Source organism: Sphingomonas kyeonggiensis, from assembly GCF_014196745.1.
GTDB lineage: Bacteria > Pseudomonadota > Alphaproteobacteria > Sphingomonadales > Sphingomonadaceae > Sphingomonas > Sphingomonas kyeonggiensis.
Genome location: NZ_JACIEH010000002.1, coordinates 88,282 through 103,174 on the forward strand (window position 1 = coordinate 88,282; position 14,893 = coordinate 103,174).

The 14,893-nt window shown below is 68.2% G+C and carries 10 protein-coding genes and 1 tRNA gene; 6 read left to right on the forward strand and 5 right to left on the reverse strand.

The window, feature by feature from the left end; all coding sequences use genetic code 11:
- The first annotated feature begins 8 nt into the window (after positions 1–8).
- Entirely contained in the window at positions 9–1,181 is a 1,173-nt protein-coding gene (locus tag GGR46_RS09445; RefSeq protein WP_343058100.1) for an acyltransferase family protein, read from the forward strand.
- A 152-nt stretch (positions 1,182–1,333) separates the two neighbouring features.
- On the opposite strand, the gene GGR46_RS09450 is transcribed toward GGR46_RS09445, so the two are convergent.
- The 4 genes from GGR46_RS09450 to GGR46_RS09465 form a co-directional block, all read right to left on the reverse strand.
- Positions 1,334–3,517 carry a calcium-binding protein gene (locus tag GGR46_RS09450; protein WP_183997068.1) on the reverse strand — a complete coding sequence of 728 codons (2,184 nt, stop codon included), beginning with the start codon at positions 3,515–3,517 and terminating at the stop codon, positions 1,334–1,336.
- 410 nt (positions 3,518–3,927) lie between these two features.
- Complete coding sequence (locus GGR46_RS09455) at positions 3,928–5,118, reverse strand: glycosyltransferase family 4 protein (protein WP_183997070.1); 1,191 nt, start codon at positions 5,116–5,118, stop codon at positions 3,928–3,930.
- Between the two features lie 37 nt (positions 5,119–5,155).
- Entirely contained in the window at positions 5,156–6,169 is a 1,014-nt protein-coding gene (locus GGR46_RS09460; RefSeq protein WP_183997072.1) for an NAD-dependent epimerase/dehydratase family protein, read from the reverse strand.
- Positions 6,166–7,515, reverse strand: a complete 1,350-nt coding sequence (locus GGR46_RS09465) for a UDP-glucose dehydrogenase family protein (RefSeq protein WP_183997074.1) — start codon at positions 7,513–7,515, stop codon at positions 6,166–6,168. Before GGR46_RS09465 ends, GGR46_RS09460 begins: the two co-directional genes overlap by 4 nt.
- 183 nt (positions 7,516–7,698) lie before the next feature.
- Between GGR46_RS09465 and GGR46_RS09470 the strand changes: the two genes are divergently transcribed.
- From GGR46_RS09470 to GGR46_RS09490, 5 genes are all read left to right on the forward strand, one after another.
- Positions 7,699–9,063 (forward strand): aldehyde dehydrogenase family protein, encoded by a 1,365-nt coding sequence (locus GGR46_RS09470; protein WP_281396589.1) that lies wholly within the window; start codon positions 7,699–7,701, stop codon positions 9,061–9,063.
- Between the two features lie 67 nt (positions 9,064–9,130).
- A complete protein-coding gene (locus tag GGR46_RS09475; RefSeq protein WP_183997078.1) occupies positions 9,131–10,048 on the forward strand; it encodes a hypothetical protein in 918 nt (305 codons plus the stop codon).
- A gap of 212 nt (positions 10,049–10,260) precedes the next feature.
- Positions 10,261–11,118, forward strand: a complete 858-nt coding sequence (locus GGR46_RS09480) for a UTP--glucose-1-phosphate uridylyltransferase (protein ID WP_183997080.1) — start codon at positions 10,261–10,263, stop codon at positions 11,116–11,118.
- Position 11,119: 1 nt separating this feature from the next.
- Positions 11,120–13,300 (forward strand): GumC family protein, encoded by a 2,181-nt coding sequence (locus GGR46_RS09485; RefSeq protein WP_183997082.1) that lies wholly within the window; start codon positions 11,120–11,122, stop codon positions 13,298–13,300.
- 12 nt (positions 13,301–13,312) lie between these two features.
- Positions 13,313–14,653, forward strand: coding sequence for a hypothetical protein (locus tag GGR46_RS09490; RefSeq protein ID WP_183997084.1), 1,341 nt, complete (start codon positions 13,313–13,315; stop codon positions 14,651–14,653).
- 44 nt (positions 14,654–14,697) lie between these two features.
- Here GGR46_RS09490 and GGR46_RS09495 read toward each other — a convergent pair.
- Positions 14,698–14,774, reverse strand: a tRNA-Pro gene (locus GGR46_RS09495).
- Positions 14,775–14,893: the final 119 nt, after the last annotated feature.

Consider the following 14,893-nt stretch of genomic DNA (forward strand, 5'->3'; position numbering starts at 1 on the left):
GGTACGCGGTGGGCCTGGAACAAGGCGGTATTCGCCGTGTCGAATGTCTCGACGGCCTGCGCGGACTGGCGGCGCTATGGGTGCTCGTCGGGCACATGATGATCCTGACCGGTTTCCGGCTGCCGCTGTTGCGCAATGCCGATCTGGGCGTGGATCTGTTCATCCTGCTCTCGGGCTTCCTGATGGTGTTCCAGTATCAGTTGCGCGCGGGCAGCGAGGACTGGGGTGCGCCCGGCACCTGGGCGAGCTTCTGGGCGCGGCGCTTCTTCCGGCTGGCGCCGCTCTTCTACGTGACGCTCGCCGCCGCGCTGATCGCCGGACCCGCCATCTATGCCGACCGGGTGGCGATCGACAGTTTCCTGGGCCAGGGGCTGCAGCCGGCGGAACGCTATACCGACGCCAGTCTGGCCAATATCGCCGCGCATCTGAGCTTCGTGTTCGGGCTGCTGCCCGATTACGCCTACCGCACCCCGCTGCCCGACTGGAGCCTGGGGCTCGAGATGCAATTCTATGCGGTCTTCCCGTTCCTGGTGCTTCTCGCCCGGCGCGTGGGTTGGGTGCCGGCGGCGCTGATCGCGGCGGCGATCGGGGTGGCGCTGGTGACATTGGCGGTGGGGACAATGGGGCTCGACTGGCCGATGCCGTCCTTTCTGCCGCTCAAGCTGCACCTGTTCCTGTGTGGCATGCTGATCGCGGCCGATCCGGGGCCGGGCAGGCGGATATGGCTGCATCTGGCCGCGGCGGTGCTGCTCGCGGCGCTGCCGATCCGCGGCGAGCAGGACTGGTTGCACTTCGCGGTGCGCGAGCTGCTGGTGCTCGGCTTCTTCACGCTGGTCCATCTGCGCAGCCTTGGCGCGATCGACTGGGTGGCGCGGCTGCTGGGGAGCCGGCCGTTCCACTGGCTGGGCGAGCTCAGCTACGGCACCTATCTGATCCATCTGCTGATCCTGCAGCCGGTGGCGGCGGCGGTGATCGGGCATTTCGGCACCGGGCTCGGCGCGATGGGGCGGTTCGTCCTGACCGGCGCGATTGTAGTGCCGGTCACCTATGCGCTGGCGTACCTCACCTATCGCCTGGTCGAGCTTCCCGGGCAGCGGCTGGGCAAGGTGGTGATCCGCCGCGCCACCGGCAGCGCGAGGCAGTCCCGCCAGACGGTGCCGGAGGAGCTGGCGGCGCCTTGATACCGAGGGTTGTCATCACTTCCGTCATCCCCGCGAAAGCGGGGACCCATCTCCTGCACGCGCCAGCTGATACGGCGGCTGTTGTAACCGCGGCATCTCCCCGAGATGGGTCCCCGCTTTCGCGGGGATGACGATGGGCCTGTGGCTTCGGCCTAGCCGAACACGAAGTCGTTGGGGCTCACGCTCTGGGTGCCGCGCAGGAAGATGCTGTCGGCGCCGAAGCCGACGCGGATGCCGTCGGCGCTGGTAGTGAAGCTGAGCTGTTCGTACGCGATATCGAACGCGCTCAGGTCGATATGGTCCTGGCCCGAGGCGAAGTCGCCGATCTCGTCCGCACCCGAGCCCGGGGCAAAGACGAACCAGTCGGCCCCGTTGCCGCCGAACAGCATGTCGTTGCCGCCGCCGCCGATCAGATAGTCGGGCCCGTCGCCGCCATAGAGCTTGTCGGCGCCGCCGCTCACCATCGCGGACGAATCGCGGCCGTCGCCATAGAGCCAGTCATTGCCGTCGCCGCCTTCCAGCGTATCGGCGCCGCCTTTGGCATTGTCCTTCATCACATCGCCGTCACCGATCAGCACGTCGTTGCCGGCGCCGCCGACCAGCTTGTCGTTGCCGCCCTTGCCGCTGCCATAGATGTTGGTCGCGTCGCCGATCAGCAGGTCGCCATCGTCGCCACCGTCCAGCCGGTCATTGGCGCCCTGGCTGCTCAGCCATTCGAGATCGCCGACCAGCCGGTCCGCGCCCGTGCCGCCGATCAGCGTGTCCGACTGCCAGCCGCCGAGCAGATTGTCCGCGCCCGCCTGGCCCTGGAGCAGGTCCTCGCCATTGCCGCCGCTCAGCACGTCGGCGCCCGAATTGCCGGCGATGTCGTCATTGCCGTCGAGCCCGCTCAGCGTGTCGCTGCCCGCGCCGCCGATCATCGCGTTGGCAAGCGCGTTGCCGGTGCCGGTGAAGTCGGCGCCGCCGCGGCGGATCAGATTCTCGATCGCGCTGCCAAGCGTGTAGCTGCCCAGCGTCGTCTCGACCCGGTCGATGCCGGCATCGGCGGCCTCGCTGATCCGGTCGCCGGCATCGTCGACCAGGAAGATGTCGTCGCGCGCGGTGCCCGTCATCGCGTCCGCCGTCGCCGTGGCGGGCAGGGGAAGCAGCGCGATGTAGCTGGTCGCGCCGGGCGAGGCGGTGCCCTGGTCGATGGTCAGCGTCTCGCGGATCGTGTTGGCGCCGCTCAGGCCGGGCAGGCTGGCCTGGGTCGCGAGGATCGCCAGCTCGGAACGGGTGATCTCGGTGCCCTGGAGCGTGAGCTTGCCGTTCGACGAGATCACCTTGGTGCGCGATCCGGCATCGTCGAAATGGCCGCCGATCACGGTGACGTTGGCGGCGGTATCGAGCCAGAGCTGGTTCTGCTCGGAGATGCCGCCGCGCAGCACCGGGTTGCGGCCGGTCGGGTCGATCAGGGTCGCCTCGCCCCAGAGGCGGAAGTTGCGGCCATTCTCCTCGCTGAGTGCGCGGACCAGCACGGTGCCGGTCGACTTGAGGTCATAGCCGCCATCGCTGTTGCCGCGCGCGACCGTGTCGATGAAGCGGATGTCGTAGACGCCGCGCTCGGTCGCGAAGCCGTCGCCATTGAAATAGGCGCCGGCGGTGCTCTGGACATTCTCCATCGCCACCCGGTTGAGCGTGACGTTGTGGACGGTGCCGTCGAGATGCACGCCCTCGGGAAGATCGTCGCCCAGCTGCCCGTCCATGTCGGCACGGACATTGTCGATCAGCACGTTGTTGGTGTCGTACTGGAGGCGGATCGCCGCCTTGGAGAAACCCTGGATGTCGATGTCGCGCAGGGTGAGGCCGGTGATCGTCGCGGTGCCCGAGGCCGCAGAGGAATAATCCTCGAAGAAGCGGCGGACATTGTTGGCGTCGACGCCCTCGATGCGCAGGTTGCTGAGATCGGCGGTGACGCGGAAGGCGGTGCCGACATTGTCGATCTGCAGGTCGCGGAACACCAGGTTGTTGGCGCCGGTGCCGAGCTTGAACAGCTCGTTGCCCGCGACGTCGCCCGCCTGCCAGTCGGTCGGGCGCGAGCCGGTGAACTGCGCCTGCATGGGATTGCCGGCGGAATCCACGCCGCGGATCGTCACCGGATTGCCATCGGTGCCGCCGCGGGTGATGCCGAGGATGCCGGTGACGCCATAGTCGCCCTGGTCGGCGAGCAGCAGCACTTCGCCGCCCGGCCCGGCCTTTCCGATCAACGTGTTGAGCGAACCGATCGACGCTGCGTTGTTGATGTCCCGGCCGCTTTTGTCTCCGGATCCGGCAGGCGAGATGTACAGGCTAGGCATGGCTCGACGACCCCTGGTTGTTCGATGCTTAACATCGATCAATTTAGATGCCGTGGTGCGTCGCAGCGTGGTTAAGCCGGGATTATGCTGATTAACCGAGGGGTTATTGCGGTGGACCGTCGCGGACTTATCGTTTCAATTGCGGGGCTTGCAGCAGGAAGTGCATGTACTGCACGGGACCTGGGGGGCGATGCTCCCGGCCGGCCGAGCCTGGCCGTGGAGGCCGATGGGCCAGGCCGCTGGCGGATCCGTAGCTGGCAATGGCGCGGGGATGCGTGGCGGCCGGCGATCGCGCGGGCGGTGGCTGGCGGTTCCGGGATCGAGATCAGCGGGAAGATCGATGCGGCGAGCCGGGCGGAGGTAATGGCTCGGCTCTCATAACTCCCTCTCCCCTTCAGGGGAGAGGGAGATTACCCCTCCACCATTCCCGGCTGCCCGGAGGCCCGCGATTTCGCACGGCCCGGCGCCAGCGCGCTGCGATAGACCGCCAGCGTGTCCTCTGCCGCCTTGTCCCAGCTGAACCGCGCACGGACCGTGTCGCGATCGACCTGGAAGTCCGCGCAGTCCGCATCGAGCCGATCGGTGAGTGCCGCGACATCGCCGACGGGGAAGTAGTTCCGCAGCTCCAGCCCGATATCGAGATTGGCCGGGATGTCGCTCAGCAGCATCCGCGCGCCGCAGCTCGCCGCCTCCAGCGCCGCGATCGGCAGGCCCTCGTGATAGCTGGGCATGACGAACAGCGCGCAGCTTTCGTAGAGGCATTTGAGCGTGGCGCGCGACTGGACGCCGGCGAAGATCACCCGGTCGCCGGCGCGCTCGAGCAGGGCGCGGGCATAGTCGCTCTCGTGATCGGTGGCGCCGGCGATGACCAGCTTCGCGCTGGAGTTCGACGCCTCGAACGCCTCGATCAGGTCGTGCAACCCCTTCTCCGGCACCAGCCGGGCGACGGCGAGCAGGAAGTTGCCGCGCTCGACGCCGATCCGCGCCAACACCAGATCGGGATCGGCATCGTCCGGTAGGTCCGAGGTGCCGTTGGGGATGTAGTTGATCGTCTGCGCGCGGGCCGGGAACTGGCGCTTGAGCTGCGTCGCCAGCGACGGCGAGACGGCGATCACCCGGTGGGCGAAGTTCAGCGCCAGCCATTCGCCGGCGCGCAGGGCGGTGCGGGCGACCTTGCCCCATTTGGCGCGGTGATAATCGGTGCCGTGGTGCGTCACGACCACCTTGAGTCCGAGCATCCGGGCGAAGGGCGCGAGCAGGCCGGGGCCGATCGCATGGATATGGATCAGGTCCGCCCCGCGCTTCCGGGCGGAGAGCACCGCGAGGAAGGTGGAGACGATCGCCTCGAGATGCTGGGAACGCGGGCAGGGGATGCCGATGATCTCGACTCCGCGATGCACGTTCACCGTCTCGGGCAGATAGGGCGCGCGGCCGAGCACCACCGAGCGGTGATCGGGCCACAGCGCCTTGATCCGCGGCAGCAGTTCCTCGCAATGGCTCTCGATTCCGCCCATGACATGGGGGAAGCCGCGCAACCCGGTTACGCAGATGGTCGGCGAGCCCTCGGACCCGCCGGTAGACGCACTTGTCCGTTGCAGCATGTCGATACTCCGTACTCGCCCGGCCGGTTTCCCCGGCTCAGGCCACCGCTGCCATCGGCCCTCTTCCACCCTGTTCGATCTCGCTCAGATACCAGTCGACGAACCGCTCGATGCCCTGGGCGAGCGAGACCTTGGGACTGTATCCGGTGAGCGCGCGGATCGCCGAGATGTCGGCGAAGGTCGCGGTCACGTCGCCCGGCTGCATCGGGCGCATCAGCTTGACCGCCTGGCGGCCGAGCGCACGCTCGAGCGTGGCGATCATTTCCATCAAGCCTACCGGGTCGCAGTCGCCGATGTTGAGAAGGCGATGCTCGCCGTCGGCCGGCGGCTTGTCGAGCACGCCGACCACCCCGTCGACGATGTCGTCGATATAGGTGAAGTCGCGCGCCATCCGGCCTTCGCCGTACACCTCGATCGGCTGGCCGAGCAGGATCTTCTGGGCGAAGCCGAAATAGGCCATGTCGGGTCGGCCCCAGGGGCCATAGACGGTGAAGAACCGGAGGCCGCTCATCCTGAGACCGTAGAGCGTCGCATAGCTCTGGCTCATCAGCTCGCAACTGCGCTTGGTCGCCGCGTAGAGCGAGACCGGCGCGGTGCAGGGCTCGTCCTCGCGGAAGCCGGTGCCGCCGATCGGCCGCTCGCCATAGACCGAGCTGGACGAGGCATAGACGAGATGCTCGACATTGCCCGCCTGGCGCGCCGCCTCGAGCACCGCGAGGTGGCCCTTCAGGTTGCTGTGCTCATAGGCGAAGGGGTTCTCGATGCTGTACCGCACCCCCGCCTGCGCGGCGAGGTGGACGATACGGCGCACGCCGTTCCCCGCCACCAGCTCGGCGAGCAGCTCGGGGCTGGCGATGTCGCCGCGGACCAGGCGGAAGTCGAAATTGTCGACCAGCCGCGCGACCCGCGCCTCCTTCAGCGTGACGTCGTAATAGTCGGTGAAATTGTCGAGCCCGATCACGCGCTCGCCGCGCGCGAGGAGCCGCTCGGACACCGCATGGCCGATGAAGCCAGCGGCGCCCGTCACGAGGACGGGGCCGCCGGCGGTCATGCTGCCTGCCTGTCGTTCGCGGCTTCGCCATCCCCGGGCTTGCCCGGCCGGCCGATGCCGACATAGCGCAGGCCCGCCTGCTCCGCCTTTTCGGGCGGATAGATGTTGCGCAGGTCGACCAGCACCGGCTCGGCCATGATGCCGGCGAGGCGCTTGAGGTCGAGCGCGCGGAACGCATCCCATTCGGTGACGATCACCGTCGCCGCCGCGCCTTCCGCCGCCGCATAGGGCGAGCTGGCATATTCGACGTCCTTCAGCACCGCCTCGGCCGCGCTCATGCCCTCGGGATCATAGGCGCGGATCTTCGCCCCTGCGTCCTGCAGCGCCTGGATGATCGCGATCGACGGCGCGTCGCGCATGTCGTCGGTATTGGGCTTGAAGGTGAGGCCGAGCACCGCGACGGTGCGGCCGCGCACGCGCCCGTCCATCGCCGCCAGCACCTTGCGGCCCATGGCGCGCTTGCGCTGGTCGTTGACCGCGATGGTCGCCTCGATCAGCCGCAGCGGCGCGTCGTGATCCTGCGCCGTCTTCATCAGCGCCAGCGTGTCCTTGGGGAAGCAGGAGCCGCCATAGCCCGGGCCGGCATGGAGGAACTTGGCCCCGATCCGGTTGTCGAGCCCGATGCCGCGCGCGACTTCCTGGACGTCGGCGCCGACCTGCTCGCACAGGTCCGCCATCTCGTTGATGTAGGTGATCTTCATCGCGAGGAAGGCGTTGGCGGCGTATTTGATCAGCTCGCTGGTCCGCCGGCGGGTGAAGACGATCGGTGCCTTGTTGAGCGAGAGCGGGCGATAGACTTCCTCCATCGGCGCGCGGGCGCGTTCGTCCTCGATGCCGATGACGACGCGGTCGGGTCGCTTGAAGTCCTCGATCGCCGCGCCCTCGCGCAGGAATTCGGGATTGGAGGCAACGGCGAACTCGGCCGCCGGATTGGTCTCGCGGATGATCCGCTCGACTTCGTCGCCGGTGCCTACCGGCACGGTCGACTTGGTGACGATCACCGTGAAGCCGTCCAGCGCGCCGGCGATCTCGCGGGCGGCGCCATGGACGTAGCTGAGGTCGGCATGGCCGTCGCCGCGCCGGCTCGGCGTGCCGACGGCGATGAACACGACGTCCGCCGCGCCCACCGCTTCGGAAAGCTCGGTGGTGAAGTCCAGATTGCCCGCCGCGACGTTGCGCGCGACGAGGTCGTCCAGCCCGGGCTCATAGATGGGAATTCCGCCGGCGCGGAGCCGGGCGATCTTGTTCGCGTCCTTGTCGACGCAGGTCACGTGATGGCCGAAATCGGCAAAGCACGCGCCCGAAACCAGCCCGACATAGCCGGACCCGATCATTACGATACGCATTACGCACTGCTCCCTGTACGCGGAGACGATACTAATTCTGCTGCGCCTGCGAACACTCGTCCTGTGCCGTGGCGCCGTCAACTTGCCAGCTTTGAGCTGAGGGAAATCGGCGGCGAAATGAACTGGACGTCATTTCGCCGCTCTACTGCGTTGCGGCGCACAATTATTGCGCTTTCGCAACGAATGGCTCACGCCTCTGCTAGAACGGCGGCGTGGCAATTCGGCTCCACCGGTCGCAAACGCTTCGACCTGATCTTGCCACGCATCGGCGGCAGAGTAGGATCATCTGCGACAAGCCGTGGGACGATGAGGATGCTCGAAGCGCAACGCGCGGCGTTTTTCGCCGAACTGCCGGTTTCCCCGGCGATGCGCCGCGACCGGCTGCGGCGGGCCATGCTGATGATCGAGCAGCACGCACCGGCGCTGTGCGCCGCGCTTGCCGGCGACCAGGCGAATCAGGATGCCGAATCGGCGATGCGGACCGAAGTGGCGCCAGCGCTCGCCGCGTTGCGCGATGCGCTGGGGAATGTCGGTGGCTGGATGCGGCCCGAAGGCGCGCGCGGGCTGCGGGCCTGGCTGGGCGCGAGCCGGGACTATGTCGAATACCAGCCGGTCGGGGTGGTCGGTATCGCGGCGCCGGCGGCGCTGCCGCTGTTCCGAACGGCGAGCATCCTGGCGAGCGTGCTGGCGGCGGGGAACCGGGTGGCGCTGGGCTTCGACGCCGCGCCGCGCCTGGGCGAATTGATCGCAGTGCTCGCACCTTCCTTCTTCGATCCGCTCGAGCTGGCGGTCGTCGGCGATCTCGCGGGGGCGGACCTGCTGGTGACCAGCGAGCCCCAGGTCGAGGGGATGGCGATTCCCCGCTCGGGCAAGTCGCCGGTGATCCTCGGGCGCTCCGCCGATTTCGCCAAGGCGGCCGACCAGGTGATCGCGGCGAAGCGGATGAAGGACGGTCGGGTGCCGCTCGCCCCCGATTACGTGCTGGTGCCCGAGGAGCAGGAAGAGGCGGTGGCCAGCTGGCTGTGGCGCGCGGCGATGCAGCCGGCCGGTACGGGGGCATTGTCCGCGGCCGAGCAGGCGCGGGTGGCCCAGCTGCTCGACGATGCCCGGGCGCGGGGCGGCGAAGTGCTGACCGCCGAGCCGCGGAACGGCGGGATGGCGCTCCACATCGTCCGCCACGCCAGCGAGGACATGCGGGTGATGCGCGAGGAGATCGCCGGGCCGATCCTGCCCTTGCGCAACTATGCCCGCATCGGGGACGCGATCGCCGCGATCCACCGCCGCCCGCCGCCGCTCGCCATCTATCATTTCGGGCGCGACGCGGCCGAGCGCCGGCACGTGCTGGAACGGACGCTGTCCTCCGCGATCGCGATCGACAGTGGTGCGCTCGGTGCGCGCAAGGCTGCGATGACGCTCAACATCGGTGAGGGCGAGGCGGGATTCCGGCGGTTCAGCCAGGCGCGGCATGTCTACCGCGCGCCGCGCCCGCGCGCGTTCACGCGCGAGGGCGGTGACGATCTGGGCGGCGCGACGCCCGCGCTGCACTGAGCCCGGCGGCGCCACGCCGCGCCGCATCGGGCTGGCGTCCCGGCCCAGCGCCTGACTAGCCCGATGCATGACTTCCCGCCTGGTCCGGATCGCCGCCGAGGGTGAACCCGTCTATGTCGTCCATTCGGGTGCGGCCTATCGCGGCGTGCATGCCCGTGATGTCGGCAACGGCCTGTTCGTGATCCGCGAGTCGGTGCGCGGGGTGCAGATCTCCGACGTGGAGGTTGCCGGCGGCTACCGGGTGATCGAGAACACGTCGGTGCCGCGCGAGGCGGGCGCGGATATCGTCGGCCTGCGGGTGCAGGGCGCGAAGGCGAGCGATCTGCGCCGGAGTTTCGCCCGCATCCGTTACGGCAGCCATGACGGGGTGATCGCGGACGTCACCGCCAGCGGCACGCTGACCACCGGCGCGCACGACCTGCCGGTCGGCATCTCCTTCGCCGATACCGCGCACGACTTCCGGCTCGAGCGCTGCACGATGCGCGGCTTCCAGTGGAAGCGGGGCGACAACAAATACTGGAACGGCGACGGTTTCTCGACCGAGCGCGGCAATGCCCGGATCCTGTTCAGGCAATGCGCCGCCTGGGACAACAGCGATGGCGGGTTCGACCTGAAATCGACCGACAGCCTGCTCGACGATTGCACGAGCGGGCGCAACGCGCGCAACTTCCGGCTCTGGTCGAGCATCCGCGCGACCCGGCTGACCAGCGTGAACCCGCAGAAGATCGGCGGGATCGGCGATACCAATCATTTCGCGATCATGGCGGCACAGGGCCTGCGCCAGCCGCTGGTGATCCATATCGAGCATCTGGTGGTGCGCAGCGATAAGGCCTGGCCGATCTTCGACGTGCATGACGGGCCGGCGCACATCGTCATCGGCTCGCACGACATCCAGGTGCCGCCGGGCACCCCGCTGGTTCGCCCGCGCGGCAAGGGTTCGATACCCGGTGGCGTGACCTTTTCGGGCGCGCCGCCAAAGCTTTGAATATGCTTTGAGATGGTCCGGACGCAGTTCGGACACGCTTCGACGCCAGCCCCTTGCTGCAATGCAGCGGAAAGGCGCAGCATCCCTTTTGTCAGGCGAGGTGATCGAGTTCGCAGATCCGACTGACGTGTTCGAGTATCTGCGAGGTCATCTCGCCCTGATGGATGTTGCTGGTCTTCCGGGGGGACCCAGCACCCATGAAAGGGTGGAAGATGCGAAGAGTACGCAAAGCGGTTTTCCCCATTGGTGGCCTCGGAACCCGGTTTCTTCCGGCGACCAAATCCATGCCCAAGGAAATGCTTCCGGTCGTCGACCGGCCGTTGATTCAATATGCCGTCGACGAGGCCCGCGAGGCGGGCATCGAACAGTTCATTTTCGTCACCAGCCGCGGCAAGAGCCTGATCGACGATCATTTCGATCATGCCTTCGAGCTCGAAGAGACGATGACGCGGCGCGGCAAGTCGCTCGAGGTGCTGCACGGCACGCGGACGTCGCCGGGCGATATCACCATCATACGCCAGCAGGAGCCGCTGGGCCTCGGCCATGCCGTGTGGTGCGCGCGCAGGATCGTCGGTGACGAGCCCTTCGCCGTGCTGCTCCCCGACGACCTCATGGTCGGCGAGCCCGGCTGCCTCAAGCAGATGGTCGACGCCTATTCGGAGCTGGGCGGCAACCTGATCTGCACCGAGGAAGTCGCACCCGAGGACACGCGCAAATATGGCATCGTCACCCCGGGCGCCCGCAACGGCGCGATCACCGAGGTGCTCGGCCTTGTCGAGAAGCCGGCGCCCGAGGTGGCACCGTCCACGCTGGCGATCATCGGTCGCTACATCCTCCAGCCCGAGGTGATGGACATATTGGGCAGCCAGGAGGAAGGCGCGGGCGGCGAGATCCAGCTCACCGACGCGCTGGCGCGGATGATCGGCCAGCAGCCGTTCCACGGCCTCACCTTCCAGGGCAAGCGCTATGATTGCGGCGACAAGAGCGGGTTCGTGACCGCGACGCTCGCCCTGGCGCTTGCTCGGCCGGACCTCGCGCCGGCGGTGCGCGCCTTCATGGCCACGGCGTGATATGGACGCAATCACGAGGCGCCCGCCGCCCCGCATCGAGGCGGATCCGCAGGTCGATCGCGGTGCGCTGATCGACCTGCGCCATGTCGGCGCGGTGCTGCGCCGGCGATGGATGATACTCTGTGCGGCAATGGTCGCGGCGATCGCAGTCGCCGCGGCCGCCTATCTGGTCGCGGAGCCGCGCTACCTCGCCACCGCGCAGGTGGCGCTGGAACGGACGGCCGAACGGGTGATCAACGTCGATTCGGTGGTGCCGACCACCGATCCCGATTCGGCCGCGGTCGATACCGAGGTACAGGCACTGCGCTCGCCCGAGCTGATCGGGCGGGTGGTCGATCGCCTGCACCTCGATCGCGATCCTGCGTTCAACAAGGTGGCGGTGCCCGGTCAGGCAGCGCCGGCGCAGCCCGACCTGATCGGCCGCCAGCGCGCGATCGGCACCTTGCTGGGCGGGCTCACCGCCAAGCGCGATGGCCTGTCCTACGCGATCAGCGTGTCGTTCGAAGGCAGCACCCCGGTGCAGGCCGCGCAGATCGCCAACGCGATCGTCGATGATTATGTCTCCGGCCAGGCGGGCTCCAAGGCCGATGCGACGTTGCGCGCCCGCAAGTTCCTCGAGCAGCGGTTGCAGCAGCTGCGCACCCAGGTGCTGGATGCCGAGCGTGCGGTCGCGGATTACCGTTCGGCGCACAATCTGTTCGCCGTCTCCAATGCGAGCACGGTGACGCAGCAGGAGCTGTCGGGCCTCTCGACCCAGCTCGCCCAGGCCAAGGCGGAGAATGCCGCGGCCCAGGCGCGCCTCTCGGCCGCAAGGGCGCAGCTGCGCGGCGGGCGCAGCGGCGAGGAGTTGGGCGATTCGCTCGATTCGCCGGTGGTCAGCCAGCTCCGCTCGCAGCGCGCCGAAGTGGCGCGCGAAGTCGCGGCGCTGGAGAAGCGCTATGGCCCGCGCCATCCGGACCTCGTCCGGGCGCAGAGCCAGCTCCGCGTCGCCGACCAGGCGATCGCCGCCGAAGTGCAGCGCATCGTCTCCAACGTCTCGATCCAGGCGAACATCGCCAGCCAGCGCGCGGCTTCGCTCGCCGGCTCGGTTGCGCAGTCGCAGGGCAAGCTGGCCAGCGACAACGAGGCGTCGGTGCGGCTGGGCGAACTGGAGCGCAACGCCGAATCGTCGCGGACGCTCTACCAGGCGTTCCTCGACCGCTACCGTCAGACGGTCGCGCAATCGGGGCTGGAGCGCAGCGATTCCTACATCGTCAGCCGCGCCCGCGTGCCCAGTGCGCCGAGTTCGCCCAACAAGCTGATCTATGCGGCGATGGCCGTGGTCGGCGGCCTGGGCATCGGCGTGCTGTTCGTGGTGCTGCTGCAGCTGCTCGAACGCGGGCTGGAGACCAGCGACGCGATCGAGAACACGCTGGCCTTGCCGACGCTCGCCTCGATCCCCGATGCGAACACGCTGCCCGGCTATCGCAAGTCGGGTCCGCCGGCGCCACCGGCGGAGCTGCTGCTCAAGCGGCCGCAATCGACCTTTGCCGAGGCGTTCCGCACGTTGCGCACCTCGATCCAGTTCGCCGAGGCGAGCAAGCCGATTCGGGTGGTCGCGATCACCTCCTCGGTGCCGGGCGAGGGCAAGACCACCACGGCGATGGGCCTGGCCCGGGCCGTGGCGGCGGCGGGCGGCAAGGTGCTGCTGATCGACGTCGATGCGCGCCGGCGCGCATCCAGTCGCCAGTTCACCGACAATGTGACGCTGGGGCTGGACGAGGTGCTGGCGGGTACCGCCACGCTGGAACAGGCGATCGTCAAGGACAGCCTGTCCGATGCCTGCCTGCTCCCGCAGCGGCTCGATTCGAAGGGCATCAGCCTGGCCGAGAGCCCCAGGCTGGCCCAGCTGATCGAGCAGGTGCGCGAACGCTACGACCTGGTGATCCTCGACACGCCGCCGGTGCTGCCGGTCGACGAGGCGCGGGTGATCGCCAGCATGGCGGACGGCGTGGTGTTCCTGGTGCGCTGGCGCCGCACCCCGTCCAAGGCCGCCTCGGTGGCGCTCCGGCGCCTCTATGACGTCCATGCCGAGATGCTGGGCGCGGTGCTCACCCTGGTCGATGTGCGTGAGCAGGAGCGGGCTGGCTATGAAGGTGGCGGCAACTTCATGAAGGCCTATCGCCATTATTACGCCGACTGATCGGGCGGCACCGTGAACACGGAGTCGCTGCCCTATGGCCCGGCCTTCGGGCTCGGCATATTGCTGCCGGTCACGGCGATGCTGCTCGTCCCCCTCGTCATCGCGGCGCGGCGGGCGGGCAGCATGGCCGGCGCCTTTGTGGTGGTGGCGCTGTGGCTGCGCTACATCGCCGGCGCCTATCACCTCTACATGTTCAAGCCGTTCGCGGCGGGGCTGTCGGGCAATGCGCTCCTGTCGATCGGGGTGACCGGCTTCGGGCTGCTCTTCGTCGTGCGACCGGCGAACCTCGCGCTCAAATGGCTGTTGCCGGTCTATGCTCTGGTCGCGCTGGCATTGCTCAGCGCGGTGCTGAACGGCGATCCGGCGGGCGGCATCAATGCCGGCGTCAAATATGCGTACATGACCGTGATCATCGTCGCGGTGTTCCAGGCGCTGCGGATCGACCCCGATGCGCGTTTCCTCAGCTGGGCGATGGTCTCGTTCCTGCCGCTGCTCGTCTTCCAGGCGCTGTCGCTGGCGCTGCACCTGCCCAAGGGGTCGGAGGATGGCGACGGGCTGGTGTGGATCGGCGGCTACAACCACGAGGCCGCCTTCTCGGTCGCGATGATGACCGGCTTCCTGGTCGGCTGCTTCGCCAAGTCCGCGCCGAGGCCGATTCGGGTGGCGTTCCTGGCGGCGACGTTCCTCGGCATCCTGCTCGCCGGCTATCGCACGACGATCCTCGCCTTCGCCCCGCTCGCGCTGGCGGTCTTCCTGAGCGGCCTGACCTTGAGCGTCCGGCGCGACCAGCGCGTGCCGATGGCAGTAAGCGCGGGGGTGGCCGGGGTGCTGCTCGTCGCGGTCGGCGTGCTGCTCTACAGCGCCAAGTTCGCCGATCTGGGCGCCTTCCTCTCGGACCCGACGGCGCTGATCAAGCCGCCGCGCGACTTCGACTATCTCGAGCGCCAGGTGATGTCGGCCCGCCCGCTGATCTGGAGCAGCTACATCTACGCCTGGGCCGAGGGCACGCCGCTCCAGCACCTGTTCGGCTTCGGGCCGGAAAGCTGGGTGGGGCTGTTCAAGGTCTATCCGCACAACACGCTGGTCGGCACGCTCTACGATCTCGGCTGGTTCGGCGTGGCGGCGATGCTGGCGCTGTGGACGGTGATGTTCACCGCGGCGATCGCGGCGCGGGGCGAGCGGTTCAAGCTGCTCGCGGCGCATTTCGCCTTTTTCCTGCTCAACATGGCGACGATGCCCTTCTGGCAGGTCGAGGGGCTGGCGATGTACGGATTGCTTTGCGGCTACACGATCTATGCCGCGCGATCGGCGCAGGTGCCGCGCCCCGGGCCGCTGCGATTCGCCTACAGCTGACCGAGGCCCCCGGAAGGGGTTGTGAATATTGGATTTTATTTGAATGGTCGGGGCGACAGGATTCGAACCTGCGACCCCCACACCCCCAGTGTGATGCGCTACCAGGCTGCGCTACGCCCCGACCGAGGGAGCGGCCTCTAGGCCGGACCGGCGCGGGATGCAAGCCATTGGCGACAATAGTTGCGCCGACCTGTGCCGCATGTTAGCGCGCCGCGCTTGAACGGAGCGGGATTCCGCGAC